Source organism: Gemmata algarum (assembly GCF_034097035.1).
Lineage (GTDB): Bacteria > Planctomycetota > Planctomycetia > Gemmatales > Gemmataceae > Gemmata > Gemmata algarum.
Genome location: NZ_JAXBLV010000191.1, coordinates 14,687 through 37,027, shown reverse-complemented (window position 1 = coordinate 37,027; position 22,341 = coordinate 14,687). Strand labels below are relative to the sequence as shown.

At 68.5% G+C, this 22,341-nt stretch carries 17 protein-coding genes; 12 read left to right on the top strand and 5 right to left on the bottom strand.

Annotated elements, in window-relative coordinates; genetic code table 11:
- The first annotated feature begins 136 nt into the window (after window positions 1-136).
- On the top strand, window positions 137-2,707 hold the full coding sequence (locus R5W23_RS19610) for a hypothetical protein (protein WP_320687747.1): 2,571 nt from the start codon (window positions 137-139) through the stop codon (window positions 2,705-2,707).
- A gap of 249 nt (window positions 2,708-2,956) precedes the next feature.
- The gene (locus R5W23_RS19605; protein ID WP_320687746.1) at window positions 2,957-4,249 is read left to right on the top strand and encodes a hypothetical protein; all 1,293 of its coding nucleotides are present in this window, start codon (window positions 2,957-2,959) and stop codon (window positions 4,247-4,249) included.
- A 39-nt stretch (window positions 4,250-4,288) separates the two neighbouring features.
- Here the strand turns inward: R5W23_RS19605 and R5W23_RS19600 are convergent, their stop codons facing one another.
- Both R5W23_RS19600 and R5W23_RS19595 read right to left on the bottom strand, forming a co-directional pair.
- Window positions 4,289-4,696 (bottom strand): response regulator, encoded by a 408-nt coding sequence (locus tag R5W23_RS19600; RefSeq protein ID WP_261190349.1) that lies wholly within the window; start codon window positions 4,694-4,696, stop codon window positions 4,289-4,291.
- Between the two features lie 62 nt (window positions 4,697-4,758).
- The gene (locus R5W23_RS19595) at window positions 4,759-5,712 is read right to left on the bottom strand and encodes a dihydrodipicolinate synthase family protein (RefSeq protein WP_320687745.1); all 954 of its coding nucleotides are present in this window, start codon (window positions 5,710-5,712) and stop codon (window positions 4,759-4,761) included.
- 438 nt (window positions 5,713-6,150) lie between these two features.
- On the opposite strand from R5W23_RS19595, the gene R5W23_RS19590 reads away from it, so the two are divergent.
- From R5W23_RS19590 to R5W23_RS19570, 5 genes are all read left to right on the top strand, one after another.
- Window positions 6,151-7,434: a hypothetical protein gene (locus tag R5W23_RS19590; protein WP_320687744.1), complete on the top strand. Its 1,284-nt coding sequence runs from the start codon at window positions 6,151-6,153 to the stop codon at window positions 7,432-7,434.
- 308 nt (window positions 7,435-7,742) lie between these two features.
- Entirely contained in the window at window positions 7,743-8,576 is an 834-nt protein-coding gene (locus R5W23_RS19585) for a phytanoyl-CoA dioxygenase family protein (RefSeq protein ID WP_320687743.1), read from the top strand.
- Between the two features lie 252 nt (window positions 8,577-8,828).
- Window positions 8,829-10,094, top strand: a complete 1,266-nt coding sequence (locus tag R5W23_RS19580; protein ID WP_320687742.1) for a GNAT family N-acetyltransferase — start codon at window positions 8,829-8,831, stop codon at window positions 10,092-10,094.
- The gene (locus R5W23_RS19575) at window positions 10,094-10,759 is read left to right on the top strand and encodes an HNH endonuclease (RefSeq protein ID WP_320687741.1); all 666 of its coding nucleotides are present in this window, start codon (window positions 10,094-10,096) and stop codon (window positions 10,757-10,759) included. Before R5W23_RS19580 ends, R5W23_RS19575 begins: the two co-directional genes overlap by 1 nt.
- 146 nt (window positions 10,760-10,905) lie before the next feature.
- The gene (locus tag R5W23_RS19570; protein ID WP_320687740.1) at window positions 10,906-11,616 is read left to right on the top strand and encodes a hypothetical protein; all 711 of its coding nucleotides are present in this window, start codon (window positions 10,906-10,908) and stop codon (window positions 11,614-11,616) included.
- Window positions 11,617-11,891: 275 nt separating this feature from the next.
- Here the strand turns inward: R5W23_RS19570 and R5W23_RS19565 are convergent, their stop codons facing one another.
- The gene (locus tag R5W23_RS19565) at window positions 11,892-12,353 is read right to left on the bottom strand and encodes a DUF1003 domain-containing protein (protein WP_320687739.1); all 462 of its coding nucleotides are present in this window, start codon (window positions 12,351-12,353) and stop codon (window positions 11,892-11,894) included.
- 128 nt (window positions 12,354-12,481) lie between these two features.
- Here R5W23_RS19565 and R5W23_RS19560 point away from each other — a divergent pair, with 128 nt between their 5' ends.
- Together R5W23_RS19560 and R5W23_RS19555 are read left to right on the top strand one after the other, a co-directional pair.
- Entirely contained in the window at window positions 12,482-13,150 is a 669-nt protein-coding gene (locus R5W23_RS19560) for an MIP/aquaporin family protein (protein WP_320687738.1), read from the top strand.
- On the top strand, window positions 13,147-13,569 hold the full coding sequence (locus R5W23_RS19555; RefSeq protein WP_320687737.1) for an arsenate reductase ArsC: 423 nt from the start codon (window positions 13,147-13,149) through the stop codon (window positions 13,567-13,569). Before R5W23_RS19560 ends, R5W23_RS19555 begins: the two co-directional genes overlap by 4 nt.
- Window positions 13,570-13,585: 16 nt before the next feature.
- Here R5W23_RS19555 and R5W23_RS19550 read toward each other — a convergent pair whose 3' ends face one another.
- Window positions 13,586-17,056: a sigma-70 family RNA polymerase sigma factor gene (locus R5W23_RS19550; RefSeq protein WP_320687736.1), complete on the bottom strand. Its 3,471-nt coding sequence runs from the start codon at window positions 17,054-17,056 to the stop codon at window positions 13,586-13,588.
- A gap of 22 nt (window positions 17,057-17,078) precedes the next feature.
- Between R5W23_RS19550 and R5W23_RS19545 the strand changes: the two genes are divergently transcribed.
- The 3 genes from R5W23_RS19545 to R5W23_RS19535 all read left to right on the top strand — a co-directional run bounded on the left by R5W23_RS19545 (window position 17,079) and on the right by R5W23_RS19535 (window position 21,403).
- On the top strand, window positions 17,079-17,579 hold the full coding sequence (locus R5W23_RS19545; RefSeq protein WP_320687735.1) for a DUF4385 domain-containing protein: 501 nt from the start codon (window positions 17,079-17,081) through the stop codon (window positions 17,577-17,579).
- Between the two features lie 245 nt (window positions 17,580-17,824).
- Window positions 17,825-19,882 carry a S46 family peptidase gene (locus R5W23_RS19540; protein WP_320687734.1) on the top strand — a complete coding sequence of 686 codons (2,058 nt, stop codon included), beginning with the start codon at window positions 17,825-17,827 and terminating at the stop codon, window positions 19,880-19,882.
- 579 nt (window positions 19,883-20,461) lie between these two features.
- The gene (locus R5W23_RS19535) at window positions 20,462-21,403 is read left to right on the top strand and encodes an EamA family transporter (RefSeq protein ID WP_320687733.1); all 942 of its coding nucleotides are present in this window, start codon (window positions 20,462-20,464) and stop codon (window positions 21,401-21,403) included.
- 411 nt (window positions 21,404-21,814) lie between these two features.
- Here the strand turns inward: R5W23_RS19535 and R5W23_RS19530 are convergent, their stop codons facing one another.
- A complete protein-coding gene (locus R5W23_RS19530) occupies window positions 21,815-22,213 on the bottom strand; it encodes a Dabb family protein (RefSeq protein WP_261189965.1) in 399 nt (132 codons plus the stop codon).
- Between the last annotated feature and the right edge of the window lie 128 nt (window positions 22,214-22,341).

The window sequence follows — 22,341 nt, the reverse complement described above, 5'->3', positions numbered from 1 at the left end:
ACGCCCGCACTCCCGCGCCCGAAGCGGGAGCCCACGAATCACAACCGCCCCCAACCGGCTCCAACATTTCCCGGGCACGCGCCGTTATTCAACCGGCGGCCCGGACGCGAACACCGGCCCACACGAGGGACCAACCGTGGCGAAAGCGAAGATCAAGTTCGACCCCAAGGACTTCTTGCTCAAAAAGGGCGAGTACTTGGTGATGGGCGTGGCCGGCTTCTGCCTGGTCGTGCTGCTCCTGTGGGGCGTGTCCAAGTGGGGCAGCGCCAAGGACCCGACCGACATCGCCAGCAAGCTCGCCCAAAGCGCCAACAGCCTCACGCAGAAGATCCAGAACGACACGGCCTCGCCTAAAGACCTGGAAGAGATCCAGCCCCCGCCGTTCATCACCAAGCCGCCGATCAACCGGCCGGCGCGGATCAACGACTTCCCGATCCAGGTGCCGCTGTTCGACCCGACCGCACAGCCGAACACGAAACGGGAGAACCCGTTCGTGCTCACCATCGGCGAGTACCAGGTGGACCTCACCCGGTCCGCCATGCCCGGGTACGACATCATCTACAACAACGACAACGAGCCGCTAATCGCGGTGCTCGCCACGAAGGTCAAGAGCGAGCTGGATCGGACCAAGATCCAGCAGGCCGCCGACGCCCTGAAGCGGAAAGCGATCAACGGCAAGAAGGTCACCAAACAGCCGCAACAACCGCAACCCGGCGGACAGTTCGGGCCGGGCGGAGCGCCCGGGCAGTTCGGGCCGGGGGGCTCGCCCGGACAGTTCGGGCCGGGTGGGGCACCAGGGCAGTTCGGGCCGGGCGGCTCGCCCGGGCAATTCGGGGCCGGCGGACCGGGGCGCGGCGGGGAGGGTGCGATGCCGGGCTCGATGCCCGGGTCGCCGTTCGGCATGCCGGGCGGCATGTACGACAACAACAGCCGGCGCAACGACGAGGGCCGGGTGCTCACGTACGTGCCGCTGGCCGACATCGACAAGGCGCTCGCCGACGGCAAGCCGCCGGCGCTGACCGTGATCCCGGTGCGGCTGGTCACCATCCACGCGGCGGTGCCCTACAAGCAGCAACTGGACGAGATCAAGCGGGCGCTGCGCCTGCCGTCCCCGGTGCCGATCCCGGACGGCAAGGGCGGGTTCCGGAACCAGGCCGAGCTGGACGCCGCCGAGGCCGAGGCCCGGCGCTGGGCGTGGTACGACGGGTTCGACATCCAGCGCCGCGAAACGCAGGTCATGAGCGACGGGACGGAGCGCGTCATCCAGGAGTGGGGCGAGGTGGTGCCCAAGGACAACCGGTCCGACTTCAACTACAAGTTCGAAGAAAAGTACATCGAGAAGATCCACACCCGGGCCATCGGGCACCACTACGACGAGGGCTTCCTCCCGTACTTCCTGAAGCCCGAGATGATGCTGTCGATGCCGCTGCCGCTCCTGGCGCCGGACCTCAAGGTGAAGTACCCCGACATCCGGCTCAAGTCGATCACCGACAACATCAAGAAGCTGGAGGACGCCGCCAAGCCCAAGGTGACGGCGTCGGAGCTGGCGAAGAAGTTGCAGGGCGAGACCGGGCGGATCGGCCTCTACAGCGGTTCGGTGAACACCACCGGCTCGTTTGGCATCGGCGGCGAGCAGTTCGGCGGGGTGAGCTCGCCGGGTGCGATGCCGGGCGGTTCGCCGGGTGCGATGCCGGGCGGGCCGATGGGCATCCGCCCCGGACCGGGCAGTATGCCGGGCGGGCCGCCCCTGCCGAGCGGGTCTAGCGGCTCGGGCAGTATGCCGGGCGGACCGGGCGGGTTCGGGTTCGGCGCCGGCGGCCCGCCGCCGGTCGAGGTCGAGAACTTCCTGCTCCGGTTCGTGGACTGCGACGTGCAGCCCGGGCGCACCTACCAGTACCGCGTCCGGCTCAAGATGCTGAACCCGAACTACCAGCAAGACAAGCAGGTCGCCGACCCGGCGGCGGCCAAGGTGCAGGTGCTGTACAGCAAGTGGAAGCAGCTCAACGTGTCGATCACGGTGCCCGCCGAGTCGTTCCTGTACGCGCACGACACGAAGGCGTACCGCGAGCACACCGAGACCGAGTACGCCGGCCAGAAGGAGCTGCTGAAGCGGCTCCAACTTCAGGACCATCAGGCGGTGGTGCAAATGGCCACCTGGATGGAGCAGGTGCGAACCGAGGCCGGCGGCAAGCGCGAGCCGGTGGGCGCGTGGGTGATGGCCGAGATGCCGGTGGGCCGGGGCGAGTACATCGGCCGCAAGCAGTTCGTGAAGCTGCCGCTGTGGTCGTCCGAGTCGCAGCCGCCGCAGTACGTGCTCCGCGAGGTGCCCGAGAAGATCGTCCCCGCCAAGGGCAAGGAGGCGCCGCAGCCGAAGGGCTGGCTGGTGGACTTCTCGACCAAGTCGATCCTGGTGGACTTCGAAGGGGGCCGCGTGAAGAACCGCTTCAACGCCCGCTTCGACGACAAGGGCAACTTGATGAACCAGACCCGAGTGGTCGACGAGGACGCGGCCACCGAGATGCTGATCGTTCACCCGAACGGCACCCTGCAAGTGCGCAACAGCCGGGCGGACGAGGGGGACGAGAACCGCGCCAACATCACCTCGAAGTGGACCGACTGGCTGAAGACGGTCGAGTCCCGGAAGACCGCCGGCCCCGGCGGCATGGGCGACGAGAACAACCCGTTCGGGCCGAAACGGCAACCGTAACCTCGCGTTCCTGATCGCCGCCGAGCGCCGCCGGAAGTTCCGGCGGCGCTTCGTCGTTCGCCCGGGCGGTGCCGGGTCCCGCGGCCCGCCGGGACGGGAACGGGGCGTTGAGAACCCGCCGGCCCGGCGCAAAGGCCGGGCGGCTCGATCGGTCGCACGGCACGGCTTCCCTTCTCCTTGCGGCTCACGGTCGTACACTGGCAGCACGAAGGAACCCACTCGCCTTCACGATGGAGCGGGCCACCCCGGATGCCGATCGTTCTGACCCTCACCGGCCACCTGAACCCGCCCGAGCGGCTCGCGCGCGACGAGGTCCGGGACTGGCTCAGCCGCGCCGCGGTTTGGTTCGAGGGCGTCGGGGACGTGGTGCTCGACGCCCGCGTGGTGCGCGACGGCGAGGACCGGCCCGTTCTGCTGGTGCTGCTGCACCCGGCGGCGCCCGCGGCCGAGGTCCGGCTCGGGGCCGGCGGGAAGGTCCGGGTGACCGCGGTCACGACGCCCGCCGGCCCGGGGTACCACATTCACCTGTGCGGGCTGCTCCGCCGGCTGGCGGCCGAGTTCCAATTCGCGTGGCCCCTCGACGACTGCACCGACCCCACGAACTACTTCCAGTCCCGCGACCGCGAGCGGTGCGAGCAGGCGTTCTTGCGCTGGCTCGCCGACGCGTGCGCCGCCGGCGCGACGAGCCCCGGCCTGCCCCCGAACCACGGATACAGCCACCCGGGCGAGGTGCTCACGCCGCTCGGGCCGCGGACGCGGGCGTGGCGCGACCAAGTGGCCGCCGCCCCGGCGCGGGGGCGCGAGTTCTTCCCGTGGTGGGCGCCGGACCTCGACCCGGCGTTCTACCGGGACCGGGCGCTGGTGCGGCTCTGGTGCGACTTCCCGTGGCGCCCGCCGCTGTCGGAGGAGGAGGGCGAGCTGGCGGACCAGATCGCCAACGACCTCGCTAGCGCGTTCAAGCTCGATCCCGGGGCGGAGCTGCCCTGGGCGGAGTGGCTCGAGCTGCTGACCGCGATCCGCGGGGACGAGGACGGGTACTGCGTCACGCCCGACGACGCGGGGCTGAGCATCGAGCTGTGGAAGCACCTCGGGCCGCTCCCGGCGCCCGCGAAAGAGCGGATCGGCTACCGGCGCTACGCGGTCCGCGTGCAGCTCGACGGCGGGTGGTCGGTGGAGGTGCCCGGCGAGTTGCTCCGCGAGCGGAACCACGACCGCACCTGGACCGCCTGGGACGGCACCCGCACGGTGTGGTTCCAGGCGCTGCGGTTCACCAAGAAGGACGGCGCCCAGCCGACCGCGGCCGAGACCGCCGAGGTGGGGCGCAAGAGCTTACCGGAGGGGGAGCCGCTGCCGCCGCTGGACCGCGACGGGCTCCGCGGCGAGGCGGTGTTCGGGGTCGTGGAAGAGGACGGCCGGCGGCTGTGGCGCTTGAGCGGCGTAACCGGCGCGCCCGGCGAACTGGCGGTGTGCAACGTGTACGTCGGGAGCGAGACCGACCGCGACTGGGCCGTACACACGTGGCTGTCGCTCCGGCACGCCTGACGCGAGCGGGCGGGCTCCTTGATGCGCCCGGCCCGCGCCTCACCGCGGGCTGAGCGCCAGCGCCGCACGGACCGCCGCAATCAGCTGGTCGCGCATGAACGGCTTGGCCAGGTACCCGTCGGCCCCGTGGCTCGGTAAGTCCTCTTCGGGCCGGCCGCTCATCAGCACGAACTTGGCGTGCGGCACCAGGGCGCGCAGCTCGGACACCAGTTCGACCCCGCTGCGGTCCGGGAGCGAAACGTCCAGCAGCACCACGGCGAAGGGGCGCTCCGCGAGCCCCGCCCGCTGGACCGCCCCGGCCCCGTCCCCGACCTCCTCGACCAAATAACCCGCCCGCTCCAGCATCATCCGAGCGATCATCCGGATGCTGGACTCGTCGTCCACGACCAGAACGCGCGGGCGCGGGAGCAGCGTCGTCGGGAGCGGGGTGCAATCGTCGAGGGCCATTTCGGGCGTCCTCCTCAGTGGGCCAATACAACCGCGCGACCGGGGAGCAGCGGCCGGGCGGGTCAAAGTCCGAGCTGCCCCGCGATCCCGCGGAGCAGCTCACGGTCCGAATCCGGGCGGGCCGGGCTGCGGGGGTGAGTCGCGTCGCACCCGATCCACCCTCGCAACTTCAGGAACATGGCGGCCGAGTGCTTGTACGCCGGCACCGGGCCGCGGAAGGCGAGGAACCCGAGGTACTGTAGCACGTCGTTCAGTTCGTAGAACCGCACGTCCCCGTTCAGCCAGTACAAGTCCCGCAGCGCGAACAGGTCGGGGGCGAAGGTGCTGAGCCCGAGCAGGTAGTCGCTGCCGTACACGACCATGTCGACGGCCAGGTCGTTGCCGGTGAACACCTTGAACTCCGGGCGCACCGCGTCGCGCAGCGCGAGGCGCCGCCACTCCGCCTCGCGGTTCAGGGACGAGTGCTTAGCCCCGACGCACCGGCGCACGCCCAGCAGCCCCCGGTACACCTCGAGGTCGTAGATCCGCCCGAACGGCGCGAACATCGTGCCCAACTCGAACGCGATGAACGAGTCGCACCCGGAGCCCAACGCCTCGTAGGCCGCGATCAGTTCCGGGCCGGGCAGCGCGGTCAGGCCGTGGCTCTGGAAGATCACCGGCGTGCCGCCGCGCGCGACCACCTCGGCGGCCGCCCGCTGGTACCCAGATAAATCGAAGGCGGCCCCGGGAACGTCTCCGACAAACGTGCCCGCCACAAAGTTTTTTCCGCCCAGAGCGGAGCGGGTGGCGTCCAGCACCGCAATTTTCTGTTCCGGCGTGAGCAGGTTGACGAACCCGGTGTCCATGTTCACGGCCGGCGTCAGCCCGGCCTCGGCGGTGCGCACGCAGTGGGCCGCGAACGCCGGCCAGTCGATCTCGCCGGAACTCGTGAACGGGAGCAGGATCGCCGAAATGCCGGTGACCTTCCGCTTCGGGCGGAGCAGCGCGAGCGGGTCGATCGGCGGAACGTTGGTCATCGGCTCCTCACCGCAGCGGCTTCGGCGGGCTCATCGTACCGCCCCCGCCCCGCGCGTGGAACGAAGATCCCGGTGGATTCGCGCCCCGCGGGCGCCACCGGCCGGGCGGCGTGAACGCTTACGGTCACGCGTCTTCCTTTTATATTGCTCGCCGCAACTCGTGCGCGCCCCGGTGAGGCATTCGCATTTCTTTCTCACAAGCCACGCCTCCGTTGAACGGTCGGCCCGGGGCCGGCCGGCCGCGGCTCAACCGATCACTCCGGCGGTGCCTGCACGGCCCGCATGTCACGCACAGTTTGCCCACGTTCCGCCGCGATCCCCCTATCTTCCACAGTCCGGGGTCAACCGGCACATCCGCGGCGGACGATTCTTCCGTTACGCACGGACGCTCGCAGCGCCACGGACGGCGACACGGGCACGCTGCAAGGAGGCAATGGCATGACCCGTTGGTTCAGCAAGCGGTGGGCGTGGGCCGCGGCGGTCGGCGCCACCATGACCGTCTCGCTCGCGGCGGTCGGCGCGGACGCGCCGCCCCAGAAGGTCGGCGCGACCATCTCGCTCACCATCGAGGGCAAGGGCGAGCGCCAGTTCAAGGTGCTCAAGTGCGAGAAGCAGGCGGACGGCTCCTACCACTCCGAGCTCAAGGACACCAAGTCCGGCGAAACGATCACGCTCGTGGACCAGCCGGACGCGGCCCCCGCGAAGGGCGCCGGGGCGCCGGAGCCGGGTAAACCCGTCGAACCGCCGAAGGCGCCGGACGCCGCGCCGCCGAAGGCGAAGCCGCGGGCCAACGACCCGCTAACCCCGCCGCTCGCGGCAACGATGCCCGACGCCGCGAAAGACAAAGAGAAGGACAAAGAGAAGGAGAAGGACAAGCGGCCGATCCTGGGCCGCGTGTTCGGCGACCGGGACAAGTCCCCGGAGCCGAACGAGCCGGCGAAGAAGCCCGGCCTGTTCGGCCGCGTGTTCGGGCCGAAGAAGCCGCCGGCCGCGAGCGCGCCCGCCATGACGGCGCCGGCCGGCGCCAAGCCGACGAGCGCGACCCCGCCGGCCGTGATCCCGACGCCCGCCGGCGGGCTGACCGGCGGGAGCACCACGGCCGAGCCGCCGCGCGTGATGCCGACGAGGCCCGTCACGCCGCCACCGGTGACGACCGCCCCGAGCGTTCCGGCGCCCGCGCCGGCGACGACAACGCCGTCGATCCCCGCACCGCTCCCGACGGTCCCGGCGATCCCGGCGCCGCTCCCGTCCGCCCCGGCAACAACCGCCCCGCCGTCGATCCCGGTGCCGCTCCCCGCAGCTCCGGGCGGCGGGAGCGGGCTGCCGCCGATCCCGGTCCCGCCGGGCGGCACGTCATCGACGAAGCCGCTCCAGATCGTGGTGCCGGCGGGGTACGTCCCGCCGCAAGTGGCGTTCGACCGCGACGTGGAGCCGTTCGTGATCGCGCTGCAATCGATGGACGCGCCGTCGGCGCGGCTGACGGCCGCGAAGGGCCTAGCGGAGGGCCGGCACGGCTCGACAGACGGGGTGAAGGCGGTGCTGTTCAAGGCCGCCCAGGCGGACCCGTGCGGCGAGGTGCGGGCGGCGTGCGTCACCCACCTGTGCAAGCTGGGCTACTTCGATCCCCAGTTCCTGGGCTACATCCAGACGGCGTGCGGCGACCCGGACCAGCACGTGAGCGCCGCCGCCAAGGCCGCGTGCGCGAAGTTGTTGCGGAAGTAGTGTGCCGGTCATTTCATGTCTGACTAATAAACGTGCCGCACCAACGCATTCAAAATCACACTGTCTTGAATCTAATGAATCCGGTGCGCACCGGCTGATACACGAAGCGGCTGTTGGTGCCCGTTTTGGTTTTTGTCTTTGTGGCACAGACATTCCTGTCGGTGCGGCCTTCTCGCGCCGCACCGACAGAAATGTCTGTGCCACAAAAACAGACACAACCAGCCGGGCCGTGAATGAGGGCGACGCGCCGTGTGGCGGTGCGGCCGGGGGCGTGTAAAATGCTCTTCCCCTCCCCACAGAGCCCCACCATGAGCGCCCCGAACACGTTCCAAGCGATCCCGGGACAGGACGACCTCCAGCAGATCCCGCGCGACCTCTCGTTTCACCCGAGCGGCACCACCGACCCGAAGACGCTCACCCGCGAGCAGGTCGAACACTACAACCGGCACGGCTACGTCAAGCCGCTCGACATCTTTACGGCGGGCGAGGCTGATGAGCTGCGCCGCTACTTCGACGACCTGTTGCGAAGGTACGTGGCGGAAGGGAAAGACAGCTACTCCATCAGCTCCGCGCACCTGCGGCACGGGCGGGTGTGGGACGTGCTGACAAACCCGAAGATCGTCGCCGTCGTGTCCGACCTGCTCGGCCCGAGCGTGGTGGCGTGGGGGTCGCACTTCTTCTGCAAGATGCCGCGGGACGGCAAGACGGTGAGCTGGCACCAGGACGCGAGCTACTGGCCGCTCACCCCGAGCAAGGCGGTCACGGTGTGGCTGGCGATCGACGACGCCGACCGCGGCAACGCCTGCATGAAGTACATCCCCGGCACGCAGGGGCTGGGGCACCTCACCTACCAGCTCAGCGAGACCGACGAGAGCAACGTCCTGAACCAGACGGTGCCCGAGGTGGAGCGGTACGGCGCCCCGGTGTACGTCGAGCTCAAGGCCGGGCAGGCGTCGCTGCACTCGGACCTGCTGCTGCACGGCTCCGAGGCGAACACGAGCGACCGCCGCCGCTGCGGGCTGACCCTCCGCTACACCACCGGCGACGTGCGGGCGCACATGGGCTGGCACGAGAAGGGCGTGGTCGTGGCGGGCGCCCCGCCTGCGCACTGGGGCAACCGCCCGCGGCCGACGGAGGAGTGACGTGGACCGCCCGCCTCTGCCGCACACCGCAAACCTGTTCGGTTGGCTCGACACGATCTTACCGCCGGGGCAGGTGGCACGGCTCAGGACTTCGCGCAAGCGGAACACGGCCAGGATTTCGCAGCGGCAAGAGAGCGGATAGAATGGCTGCGGGAGCCGCCCAAAATGCACAAGATCCCTTACGTGTACACCCGGTCTCTCGAGTTCGAGGGGCGCCACCCCCACGACGTGGGGCAGTGGGGTGTTACGAACATGCGCCTCCTGTACCTGGAGGGGTTGCCCGACTCCCTTGAAGAGCACATGGTTCCCGTCAATCAGGACGGGACGTTCCAGAACACCCCGGCCCACCTCCGGCGGTTCTTCTGGCCGAAGCGAAGGCGCTTTTACCGCCGCATTCGCTCGGCTAACGAAGCCGCGCACGTTATCTCCCGACGCGGGCCGGAAGCTCTCACGAAGGTGTGTCTTCCACTCTTTTCGAGTTGGGTCAAGCCGCTCGACGGGTTCATTTCGATGCCCGCGCCGGGTGAAGTGGCCGCCCCGGAAACACACGCGGTCCACCTGAAGATGCCATTCCGGAGCGGAGGGACCGTTGTCGAGGGAGTGCAAGACGCGCTCCATTTTCTTTTTGCCAATTCATGGGGAGAAGGATGGGGACGTCTCGGCTTTGGCATGCTCCCTTTTGCTTATTACGACAGATACATCATTGAACACTGGACGACATACTTCCTGGAAGAATTTACGAACATACAGGTCAGGAAGCCGTCGCCGGGTTGGGTGGCGTGGCAAGGCCGGGATGAGTTCGATCGCCGTGTGTACGCATTCGAGGCCGGCAATCCGGACAAAGAGCGTCTCGGCTGGGCCTTCGCACTCGATACCGGCAAGTCGATCGAGTTGGAAGAACTATTTGTTGCTCACGAAGCCAGGGGCCGGGGCATTGGCGGAAAGCTCGCAACCCAGGTTGCTCAACTCGCGCACGCGAAGGGGCTCCCTCTGATCGCCTGGGTGCCATTCGCCGATACCGCCCGAGAAAGTCCCGCCACGGCAACCGCGCTGCCGAGCATCGCCAAACGCCTGGGGGTCCAGTTCCACCGCTCGCCGGTGACGTGGGCGGGATACGTCGCCTCCTCCCACCAGCCCGGCTCGCTCACACCCGTCGAACCGGAACATTTCCCCGGCCGCCCGAAGTCGACCAGGGACGCGCTGCTGGCTTTCTTCGCGGGTATGGGGGTGACGGCTGGGACGGGAGTTTCTCCGCTATCAAGTGCGGCGGCCGATCAGCAATCGCTCGTAATGTCTCAACCAATCGGCTCCCTCGACTCGCCCGAATGGAAAGCGAAAAACGCTCGCCGGGTGGCTCTGAGTCGGAAAAAGAACCGAGAGGGACTGGACGAGGTTGAACGAGCCGAATTCGATTTCCTCCAAGCAACAGCGCGGGCGTTGGTCGAGCGTGCGTCGAAACCGCCCCACTACTTCGCCCCGGAAATCGAAGCCATCCTTGCTGCCAAGGGCGCTCTTTGATGTCGTTGCTGACGCCGTTCGCGTACCCTACCGCGGCTCATGCGCACAAGCACGCTCCCGCAGGGTACACAGAGTACCAGGCCTACAAGCCGTGGTTGCGAGACGAATTCGTCTTCCGGTGCGTGTACTGCCTCAAGCGCGAGACCTGGGGCTCCAGCGTCAGCGGGCACGCCGAATTGGGGGCCGATCACTTCGAACCGCAATCACTCAACGAGGAGTTGGCGGCCACTTACACGAACCTGATCTACGCCTGTAACGACTGCAATAGCTACCGCCGAGCCGAACCGCTGCCGATCAACCCCCTCACCACACCCCTTGCGGACCATCTCGTCGTTGACGACCGGGGGAAAATCACGGGTAAAACTACCGCCGGACAAGATTTCATTGACCTTTTCGATCTCGACGCGCCGGGACGCGACAGGTTGCGGGCCGACCGGTTGGCCGTTCTCCGAGCCAAGCAAAGCCACCCCGATGACCCCGACATCGACGCGATATACAGGCGGGCGTTCGGGTACCCCGCCGTGTTACCCGATTTAACCGCTCTGAAGCCCCCGGCGGGCAACGGGAAGGAAGGGAGCGAAACGGATTCCTGCCATGCTCGTCGGCTCCGAAATGAACCGCCCGATGTCTATCAATCGTCATATTACAACAACCCATTTCCATGAGACATTCGAAAACCGGCTCCCCGATGCAGCGCGGTTGCGGATGTTCGAAAGGACCGGCGGCGAAGGCAAGTGGACAAGCGCGGAAGGGCGAGCCCCTCCAAATCGTCGCCACCGAGTGGGCAACAGAAAAGCTACCAAAGATCTATATGATTATTGCATTTTTATCGACACTTCTACTTTTGCCGCACGAGCGAAGCGGTAAGCAGGAAACGACCTTCGCGTTGTCTGGCGAGCTGGACAAGTCTCTTTGGGCGATGCGGTTCGAGTTGAGATGGCACCAGAACGCTCTCAAAAATCGGGGTGGCATCGAGATCGACAAGTGGTCACTGGAGAGCTCGGCCGCGGCCGTGTCCCAAGCCGAACTGTCTGGCAATCTGTTGAATTTTCCCAAGGTCGAGGTGGGCGCCACGGCCTCTTACACCAGCAGCGCGGAGTACCTCGTCGTTGTCACCTCCATGTCGGACATCAAGAGTTCCTGGAACGGGAAGGGGGAGTTCGACTTCGGTGGGGGGGCCGTGGAGGCCTGCGGCTATCACGAGGTCGAGGCCCAGTTCGAGGCGTATTACAACAAGAAGAGGGAGTTCGATTTCGTCGTTACCGCCGTCAAGGAGGCACAGATCGGGGGTATCAAGGCTGCCGGGAACGTGGCGGTGGTCGGGACCGGTACGGTGTCGATCAAGATCGCCAAGTCAACGAGCGGAGGGATCAAATACAGCGCCATTGCTAAGCTGGGCGGGAGCATCTTCGGCCACCGCGACGTGGCAACAAAGGCGAGTGTAAAAACGGGTAAGGAAGAACCCGTTTGGGGCTGGAAGGTCAAATGGATTGCCCGATCCGGTCCACTTCTGGCGCTATGACTTTCTCGCAGCGTTCACGGGCCGGTGGCTTGCACGAGTTCGGCCGGTTGGACGGCAACGCCCTCCCTGTGACGCCGGCGGCTACGGCCAGGCGAGATGTGCAAGCCGCAGCTTATTGGGGTGCGGAACCGTTTGGGCAAACCGCACTCAAGTAACGCAGAAACCGGGCGGGAGCGACTCTCCTGCCCGACGCTATTAAGTCAGTCCCGATGTAAATCGCTTTGGTGCCTCTGGTCCCAGTATTCTTGTCTGACGTTGGCGGCAGGAACGCGATTTCAGTTCGATTTTCCGAGCTGCGCCTTCAACTCGCGCAGCTCTTGCTGGAGCTGTCGCAGTACGGCGCTCTGGGCCTCCAGGTGCGCCAGCACCACGCGGACCTCTTCCTCGGCCTTCAGGTTGATCTCGTAGTCGTTCTGGGCGCGGATGCGGTCGAGCGCCGCGACCCGGTTCTGGCTCATCATGATCATCGGGGCCGTGTACGCTGCCTGCATCGACAGAAACAGGTTCATCAGGATGAACGGGTACGGGTCCCAGTGCTCCACCCAGGCCGCCACGTTCAACCCCGCCCACACCGCCAGAACCAGCGACTGGACCCCGATGAACCACCACGAGCCGACCAGCGCCGCGACGCGGTCGGCGGCCCACGCGCTGAACGACAGGGTCGAGGTGGCGACCTCGTTCGTGTTCCGAACGGGCGGGTGGTCGTGTTCGTACGGGTCGGGAAAGGGCGGGTGCATGGTCGTCGCGCCGGGAGCGTGGGCCGGAACCGGAGTTACTTTACCGCCCCCGGCGCCCACGGGAAGGCCGGCCGCCCGGGCCGCCGCTCGCTAGAACGACCCCGCACACCATAAGTCGAGGGCCGCCCGTGTCGCGTCGCCTGTTGGCCGAGTCGTTCGGCACGTTCGTGCTCGTGTTCGCGGGCACCGGCGCCATCGTGTTCGACGCCGCGAACCCGGGGAAGATCGGGCACCTCGGCGTCGCCCTCACGTTCGGCCTCGTGGTGCTCGTGATGGCCTACGCCGTCGGCGGCGTGTCCGGCGCGCACCTGAACCCGGCCGTGACGGTCGGCCTGTGGCTCGCCGGGCGCGTTCCCGGCCGGCGGGTGCTGCCGTTCGCCGCCGCGCAGCTCGCCGGGGCGTTCGCGGCCAGCGGGCTACTCTGGGCGATGTTCCCCGCCCACGCGACGCTCGGGGCGACGCTCCCGCACGGCCCGCCGTGGCACGCCTTCGTGCTCGAGGTGTGGCTCACCGCGGTCCTGGTTTTCGTGGTCCTCGCGGTGACCGCGGCGGAGCCGCCGGTGCGGGCACTCGGCGGCGTCATCGTCGGCGCGCTGATCGCGCTGGAGGCGCTCTTCGCCGGGCCGATCTCCGGTGCGAGCATGAACCCGGCCCGGTCGCTCGCGCCGGCCCTCGTCTCGGGCAGCGTCCAGCACCTGTGGATCTACGTCGCGGCCCCGCTGCTCGGGGCCGCGGTCGCGGTTCCGACCTGCGCGCTCATCCAGAAACCGGGCTGCTGCAAAGGAGAATGTGCGTGAGCGACCGCAAGACCCGCGTGCTGTTCGTGTGCGTCGAGAACAGCAACCGCAGCCAGATGGCCCAGGCGTTCGCCGCGCTCTACGGCGGCGCCCGGGTTGAGGCGCTCTCGGCGGGCAGCCGCCCGAGCGGCCGGGTGAACCCGAAGGCGGTCGCGGCGATGGCCGAACTCGGGTACGACCTCAGCTCCCACGCCTCGAAGGGTCTCGACGACTACAACGGCCAGGAGATCGACGCGGCCGTGACGATGGGGTGCGGCGACGCGTGCCCGCTGGTGAAGGCCCGGCGCCGGTTCGACTGGCAGATCCCGGACCCGCGCGAGATGCCGCCCGAGGAGTTCCGCGAGGTCCGCGACCTCATCGGAGCAAAGGTGAAGGAGCTGCTTGCGGAACTCGGCGTCGCTCCGGTCCCAACCGACTGAACGGTTCGCCGCCGGATCACATCCCGTTGAGCCGTGCGACCGCGGCCTTCGCTTCCTGGGCCAAGAGGCCACCCGCTTCCGCCCACTCGCCGAGTAACTTCGCTGCGGCCGGGGTGCCGATCGCCTCGACCGCTTCCACCGCCCGGACGACGCGGAGTTCCTCGGCCGACGGTTTGGCGTCCGCAAGCACCGCGTCGAGCCGTTGTCGCACTTCGGGCCGTTCGGACGCCTCTCGCGCTTTTCGGAGTTCGGGCTCCACGAGTCGAGCGACCTTCGCCAGCGCGGCCGTGGCCCGCTCCCGCGTCGCAAAGTCGGCCGAACTGAGATCCGCAACCCACTGATTCACCGTTTCCAGATCCGGCGGGCGGACGGCCTTCATCCGCTCGCGCAGAACGGGAATCGCATCCGTCCCGGCGGCGAGCACCCGGACCGCGCGGAACGCGACCTGTGCGTCTGCGCCGGCCAGATCGTCCCACGCCTTCCCCAGGCCATCCGGGGCGGGAAGCGGCCGGCGGCCGGTGGATGTGCCGTACACGTCCCACAGCAACACCGGCGCGTCCGGGCTGGCTGCCGCCAGTACCCGGCCGTCGGGGCGGAACCGGAGGGCACTCACCCGCGCCTCGTGGCCGGTGAACGTGTGCCGCAGCCGCCCCGTGAGCGGTTCGAGCAGGTGGACGTGGCGCCCGGAGGCAACGGCCAGGGTCCGGCCGTCCGGACTGACGGTGGCGACCCGCGGTAGCGGCGTGGGGACGTTGAAGGTGGTCACGACCTTTCCCGTACCGGTGCGGTACGCGCGGACCCGGGCGACCGTGTAGTTCTCCCCTGCTTCCGCGGCGTACAGCGTTCGACCGTCCGGTGCGAACGTCAGCGCGCCCGCTTCGAAGCCGGCGCTCTCCCAGGTGTGCAGTTGCTTCCCGGTGGCGGCGTCGAACAGGCCCAGCGTCCCCGACCGACGGGTCGATGCCCAGCCGCCGGCCAGCGCGACGGACCGGCCATCAGGGTTGACCGCCAGTGCCGTCCCGAACGCCCCGTACCCGGTGCCGGCCGTGGCCGTCCAGAGCGTCTTCCCGGACCGCCCGTCGAACGCGATCGCCCACCCGGAATGAGCCGCGAACACCCGCTGCCCGGTCGGATCGAACTCGGCGTGAACGAAACCGAGATGGCCCACCTCCCGCGCCCACACGATTTTACCTGGATGGCCCCCCTCCTGCGCCCACACGATTTTACCTGTGCCCACATCGCTCACGTCCGCGAACCCGAAAGACGAATCGGTTCGGAACACACGCCCGCAGTCCGCAGATACGGCCCACCGCGAGGACGAGGCCGGCTTGCCGATGGGGAACGGACCGGACCGGTTTGCGATCCGGCCCGTTGCCGCGTCCCACGTGACCAGCGCACCGTCGGCCAGCGCGGTCCACCGGCCCGCGCGGTCGAACCGGAGGTCGGTTATTTCTCCTGTCGTGTCCGGGCGCGGTTCGACCGCGCGGCCGCTCGCCACGTCCAGAACGGTCACGACAGAATCCCGGTCCCGGATGGTGTACAGCGTCCGGCCGTCCGCGCTGAGCGCCGCCCGCTGGCTCGTTCCGGGCTGGGGAATGCGGCCGATTTCCTTCGCCGTGGCGGTGTCCCGAACCGTCCACCCGACGCGCCGCCGGAACGTGGCGACCCGCGAGCCGTCGGGGCTGATCGCGATCGAGTCCTCGGCGAATGGCCCGTCCCCGTCGCCGAGCGTTCGCGCGGTTTTCGCCCCGATGTCCCAAACCTTCAGCACCGCCTTTTCTCCGTCCAATCCCCAGAACGCAAGCGCCCGGCCGTCCGGAGTCGGAACAGCCAGCCGCATGTCTTCGGTCCCGGCCCGGATCGTGGTCATCTGCCGGCCGTTCTCCCCGCCGAACCGGAACTCCCCGGTCAGCTTCCCGGTCGCGGCGTCGAACGCCCGGAAGCTCGCGCCGTGATCGGCGAGCACCACGGTGCGGCCGTTGGCGGAGAACTGGACCGAGAGGCGCAGGCCGCGGCCCAGCACGGCGATTTCCTTGTTGCTCGCGACATCGAACAGCGTATAGGAGATCGGTCGGGGTGCGGTCGGTTCGATCACGGCGGCCCCCGCGTCCCAACGAACGATGCGGCTCCCGTCCGGGCTGACCGCCACGCCCGCGGCGATTTCCGCGCGCGTCAGCTCCCGTCCCGTTCGCGGGTCGAACGAGACGACCGAGTACCTCTTGTCCTCACGCCCGTTACCGTCAACGCGGATGCCCCGAACGGCGTCGGCGGCAGCGAACAGCGTCCCGAACGACCGGTAGCCGGTGTCCGCTCCGATTTCGACCCGGAACAGACGTCGGCCGTCGCCCGCGTCCCACGCCGACAGCCAACCGCCGCCGCGGGCGTAGACGGTCCGGCCGTCCGGCGAAACGGCGAGGAGTTCGATCGGTTCGGTGTGCCGGAACCGGACCGACCCGAGCCGGGCGAGAGCCCCGGATGGCAGATCGGGATCGGCAGGTGCGTTCGTGACGACGCGCGGTGCGGGGGCCGCGGGCGGCGCCGCGGTGCGGGCGGGCGCCAGGCCCCCGATTGCAACGGTAGCCGCGACCGCGAGCCCGGCGACCAACCCGACGAGAGCGGCCCACCGGCCCGAGCCGAGTTCGGCCCGAACCAGGTCCGAAACCCGACCGGTCATGGGGCCGGTGCCGAGTTCGAGCGGCATCGCCCGGCCCGGGCTTGCAGCCACCGCGAGGGCCGTCAGAGCGGCCCCGAGTTCGACGCCCCGGCGGTCGAGCCGCCGGCGCAGTCGGTCGCGCCCGGCCGCCAGCCGGCGCCGGACCGTTCGGACGCTCCACCCGCAGACGCGCGCCGCTTCGTCCTGGGTGAGGCCCTCCAGGTAGCACAGCACGAGTGGCACCCGTTCGTCTTCGGGTAATCGGGCGAGTTCGTCGTCGAGCACGCGCAACAGATCGCTCCACCCGGGATCGCACGGGGCCGGGGCCGAGAGGTCGGCGCGGAGGGGCGCGGCTCGGTGCTGCCGACGCACGCGCACCGCCCGCAGCGCGACCCGGCGGCTGACCCCGAACAGCCACCCGGCGAGTTGGTCCGGACGGGTCAGCCGCCCGGCCTGACGGGTGAGGATCAGGAACACCGCCTGCACGACGTCATCCGCCGCGTGACGATCGCGAAGCGCGCGATACGCGACGGAGCGGACCATCGGGCCGTGGCGGCGGAGCAACTCGGCGAACGCCGCCTCGTCCCCCTCGCCGGAGTATCTGGCGAGCAGGTCGGCGTCGGGCGCGCCGGCGCACGGTCCCGGGCGGATGAGGCGGGCGAGCGTAATGTGGGTCACGACGCACTCCAGCGAGTGGAACTCGGTCCCGTGATACTGCCAGACGGGGCCGCCGAGCGGACAGAAATCTGTCGCTTCAAATTCCAGGTCCAAAACGGTGAGCGGTTCACCGGCCGGTGTGATGCGCCCGTGCGCCGGACGGCACACGAACTGCATTCTCCCGACCGGGAGGGGTCACATGGCGAGAGCATCTCCGAACCGCCGCGCGCCCCGCGCGGACACGCACCGCAGCCCGACGTTCGACTACGCGCTCGACTTCCGCACGGTCAACTTCCGCGACCACCCGGAGCTTTATAAAGTGGGGCGCGGCGAGGAGGGTGTGCTGCTGGTCGAGCCGTACAAGGGCGAGATCCTGCCGCACTGGCGGTTCGCCACGCCGGACGTGGCCCAGGAGTCGTCGCGGGCGATCTACGCGCTGTTCCTCGGTTACAAGGATCGGGGGGATTTTGTCGGCATGGACATGGCGCGCAAGTTCCTCCAAATGGGGTACACCCGCGCGCGGCGGTACGCCAACCACAAGGGCGGCCGGAAGTACGGCGCCGACGGGAGCGTGCTGCCGTACAAGAACGATCCGGTGAAGGCCGAAGCCGCCGCGGTGTTCTACACCGTCTGGAAGCAGGCCGAAGCCGACCCCGAGTACACACGGCTGAAGGCCGAGCACAAGCAGAAATACGGCTAAGCGCCGCGGAACAACGGATGGCGGCGCCCGGCGCGCCCGGGTACAACGGAGAGCGTTCCGGTCGTTTCCGGTTTCGCGTTCCGGGCGGTGCCGAAGGCGACACACGTCGCCCGGCGCTCGACCGAGCCGGTCCCCGACCGGAAACGTGAAGTGACCGACCCGCTCCCCGCTCAACCAACCCGGCTTTTGCTATGCGATACACGCGCGCGGCGCTGGCTCTCGTGCTTGTGGGAGGATGGTTCCCGATGGCGCATTCCGACGAAGGGATGTGGCTCCTCAACGACCCGCCCCGGCAGCTCCTCAAGGAGCGCCACCAGTTCGACCTCACCGACCCGTGGCTGAAGAACGCGATGCTCGCGTCGGTGCGGCTCAACAGCGGCGGGTCCGGCGGGTTCGTGTCGCCGGACGGGCTGTTCGTGACGAACCACCACGTCGCGGCCGACTCGCTCCAGAAGCTGAGCACGGCCGGCAAGGACCTGCTCCGGGACGGCTTCTACGCGGACGCCCGCGACAAAGAGCTGAAGTGCCCGGACCAGGAGATCAATGTTCTCCAGGACATCACCGACGTGACGAAGGAGGTGAACGCGGCGGTCAAGCCGGATATGACCGCGGCCGAGGCGTTCGCGGCCCGCCGGGCGGTGATGGGCCGCATCGAGAAGGAGTCGCTCGACAAAACCGGCCTGCGGTCGGACGTGGTCACGCTCTACAACGGCGGGCTCTACCACCTGTACCGCTACAAGAAGTACACCGACGTGCGGCTCGTGTTCGCGCCGGAAAAGCAGATCGCGAGCTTCGGCGGCGACGTGGACAACTTCGAGTACCCGCGGATGAACCTCGACGTGACGTTCTTCCGCGCCTACGAGAACGGCCAGCCCGCGAAGACGCCCCACTTCCTCAAGTGGAGCCAGACCGGGCCGCAGAGCGGCGAGCTGGTGTTCGTCACCGGGCACCCGGGCACGACCCAGCGGCTCGAAACGCTCGCCCGGCTCAAGCACCGGCGCGATGAGCTGCTCCCGTACACGCTGTACCGGTTGCGCACCCTCGAAGCGGCGCTGAAGCAGTACGGCGAGCAGAGCCCCGAGTGCGCCCGCCAGGCCGCGACCGACCTGCACAGCGTGGCGAACGCCCGGAAGGCGTTCAGCGGGCAGCTCCAGGGGCTGCTCGATCCCAAAATCATGGAACAGAAGCAGCGGGCCGAGCGCGACCTCCTGCGCGCCGCCGCCGACGCGCGGGGGCTGAGCGAACAGACCCATTACCCGAAGCTCCGGTCGGCGTTCGACGACGCCATGAGCGCGCTGGAGCGGATCGAGGCGGTGCAGGCGAAGCTGCGCGGGTTCGAGAAGGCGCACGCGCTGGTCGAAACCGGGCACGCGTTCTTCAGCCCGCTGTTCGGCATCGCCCGGCACTGCGTGCGCATGGGCGACGAGCTGCCGAAGAAGTCGGCGGACCGGCTCCGCGAGTACCGCGACAGCAACCTGGAGTCGCTCAAGTACCAGCTCTTCAGCCCCGCGCCGCTGTACCCCGAGCTGGAGCGCGCGAAGCTCGCCGCGTCGCTCACCTTCCTGGCCGAGAACCTGGGCGGGGAGCACGACCTCGTGAAACTCGCGCTCGCGGGCAAGAACCCGGCGGCGCGGGCCGAGGAGCTGACCGCCGGCACGAAGCTGTTCGCCCCGGCCGAGCGCAAGCGCCTGGTCGAAGGCGGCGCCCAGGCGGTCGCGGAGAGCAAAGACCCACTCATCCAGCTCGCCCGGGCGATCGACGCCGAAGCGCGCAAGCTCCGCGCCCGCTACGAGAACGAGGTGGAGGAGCCCGAGCGGCAGGCGTACGCGGCGCTCGCCGCCGTGCGGTTCCTGGCGTACGGGAGCACGGTGGCCCCGGACGCCACCTTCACCCTGCGGCTCGCGTTCGGGACCGTGCAGGGGTACGAGGTGGGCGGCGAGAAGCTGAACTTCCATACCACCTTCGGCGAGGCGTTCGAGAAGTCCGCGAAGCTCGGCGGCGCGGAGCCGTTCGACCTGCCGAAGCGCTGGCTTGACGGCAAGGACACGCTCGACCTGAAGACGCCGTTCAACTTCGTCTCGACGGCGGACACGATCGGCGGGAACTCGGGCAGCCCGGTGCTGAACCGCGCCGGCGAGCTGGTCGGCATCAACTTCGACCGCAACCGGCACGGGCTGGTGCGGAACTTCGTGTACACCGACGTGCAGGCCCGGCACATCGCCGTCCACTCGAAGGCGGTGCTGGAGGCGCTCCGCAAGCTGTACCCGGCCGCCCCGCTCGTCAAAGAACTGGTGGGGCAGTAGTCACTCCGGGCGCAACCCGATCTGGCACCGAATCCCCGGCTGATCCGTATCCACGCCGTATGCTGTAGCCGGCCTTTGTGAGGCCGGCTACAGCACGCATTTACTCTTCAATTGCATTCCAGTGGTTTTCAGTTCGTTGCCGCGTGGTTCGCTTGAGTGTGGTCCGCTCACTCCGTGAGCGGTCGCTCCGCGTATCCGATCCGCTCCCGGTGTCATCCGCTCCGTCGTTGCGCGCAACGCGCATCCGATCCCCGGAGCGACCGCTCACGGAGTGAGCGGACCACACTCCGAACCAACGCACCGTTCCGAGGTGCGAACTGGAAACGACGGGATTCGGTATCACACATCTCAAGCGGCACCGGAAGCGCACACCGTAATCCCCGTTCTTGAGCCGCCGCTCGCGAGGGTGGCCCCCGCGGTGGCATTTCGTAAGGTGATGGCCCGGGCAGTTGCGAACCGTGCCGCGTCGGCACGTCCACACGTGTTGCGCTCGTCGGCCCGCGGCCAAATGATCTCTTGAAAGGCCGGGCACAGGGGCGGGTACCCTTCTGTTCGATGGAACCGTGAGCGGGAGGGGTGATGGGAACCGGGTCGCCGTCCAAGGTCAAACTGCTGGCCGCGTTCGCCGCCATTTACATCCTGTGGGGCTCGACCTACCTCGCCATCCGGCTGGCGATCGACACCCTCCCGCCGTTCCTGATGGCCGGGTCGCGGTTCCTCATAGCTGGCGCGGCCCTGTATGCCTTCGGGCGCCCGGCCGGCGTGCCCCGCCCGACGGCCCGGCAGTGGCGGAACGCCGTGATCGGGGCGGTCCCGCTGTTTGTTATGGGCAACGGCGGGGTGACGTGGGCGGAGCAGGCGGTGCCGTCCGGGGCCGCGGCCCTCGTCATCGCGACCCTTCCGGCGTGGCTGCTGTTACTCGACTGGGGGTACGGGGGCCGGCGCGGGCCGCGGGCGATGGAGGTCACCGGGATCGCGCTCGGGCTGACGGGGGTGGCGGTCCTGTCCGCCCCCGGAGGCGTTGACCCGGTCGGGGCCGTCGTGCTCCTCGGCGCGGCGGTGGCGTGGGCGGTCGGGTCGCTGTTCAACCGGTACGCCGACCTTCCCACCTCACCGGCTCTCACCGCCGCAATGCAGATGCTGGCCGGCGGGGCCATCATGGTCGCTCTGGGGTTAGCGGCCGGGGAAACCAGCCGGCTCGACCTGACGGCGGTGTCGTGGCAGTCGGCCGCCGCGGTGGGGTACTTGGTGGCGGTCGCGGTGGTGGCCCTGCCGGCGTACAACTGGCTCCTTTCGGTCACGTCGCCGGCGGCCGTCGGGACGTACGCGTTCGTGAACCCGGTGGTCGCGGTGCTGCTCGGGTGGGCCGTTGTCGGGGAAGCGGTGACGGAGCGAACCGGGCCGGCCGCCGCGCTCGTCGTGGCGGGGGTGATGCTGCTCGTCTGGCCCCGGAAGCGGGCGGCTTCTGCGCCCGCGGCGGACGCGACCAGCGACCGTAATCATCGGGACGAGCCGAAGTGATGTACAACGTTCCGCCGGGCCGCACGTGTCGCGCGGGGAACCGAATCGGTCGCCACGGCCCCGGCGCAAGTCAGAAGATGTTGACAGGATTTACACGATGAACAGGATTCCGAGGCAATCGGTCTTCATCCAGTGAATCCTGTTCATCCTCAGGGCTACGCAGAGATCCAAACTCGGTTGAATGACAACGGGAGCGAAATGTCGTAACTCCTTGTTTTCCAATCCCTTCGTCGTTTTATCGAGTGGCTCAGCTAGCTGCCCAAGCTACCCAAATTAAACCCTTGCGCAGCCCTGTGTTCATCCTGTCAAAACTTGTTCTTTGTGAACGCGGGGTCCGTGTGGGCCGAAGCGAACGCACGAACACCCCGTGCGTTCCGCCACCCATTTTTGAGGTGCCCCGCGCGAACGCGCTTACTTCTTTCCGGTCTTGTAGCCGCGCAGCTCCGAATCGAAGACCCGGACCTTTGCCCAGGTCTCCTTGTTTTCGTCAATGAACTTCAGGTGCTCCTTGTCCACCGCGTACTTGTCGTGCGCGGCCTTATCGACGAACACCAGGTGCAGCGCCACGTCCCAGTCGCGGTCGTTCACGTCGCGCTTGAAGTCGTCGCCGATCTCGCCCGCCGAGAAGAACACGGTGCCCGGTTGCTCGGACAGGTACTTCTCGCAGGCGGCCACGAGCTTCTTGCGGCCCTCCGGCGTGTTGTCCTTGAGCTTGAAGTAGACCATGTGCCCGATCATCGGCTTCTTGTCTTCGGCGGACGCCAGCGTGGCACAGCAGGCGACGAGCGCGGCGGCGAACAAACGCAACATGGGGAACGCTCCGGTGGTGAGGTGGGCGGAGGAGAATTGTAGTCGCGGACGGCGGGAGGCACACGCCGAGCCGCCTGCGTTCGGCGCAATCCCGGGAGGCGCTCAACCGCTGGCGACGGATTGAGGAA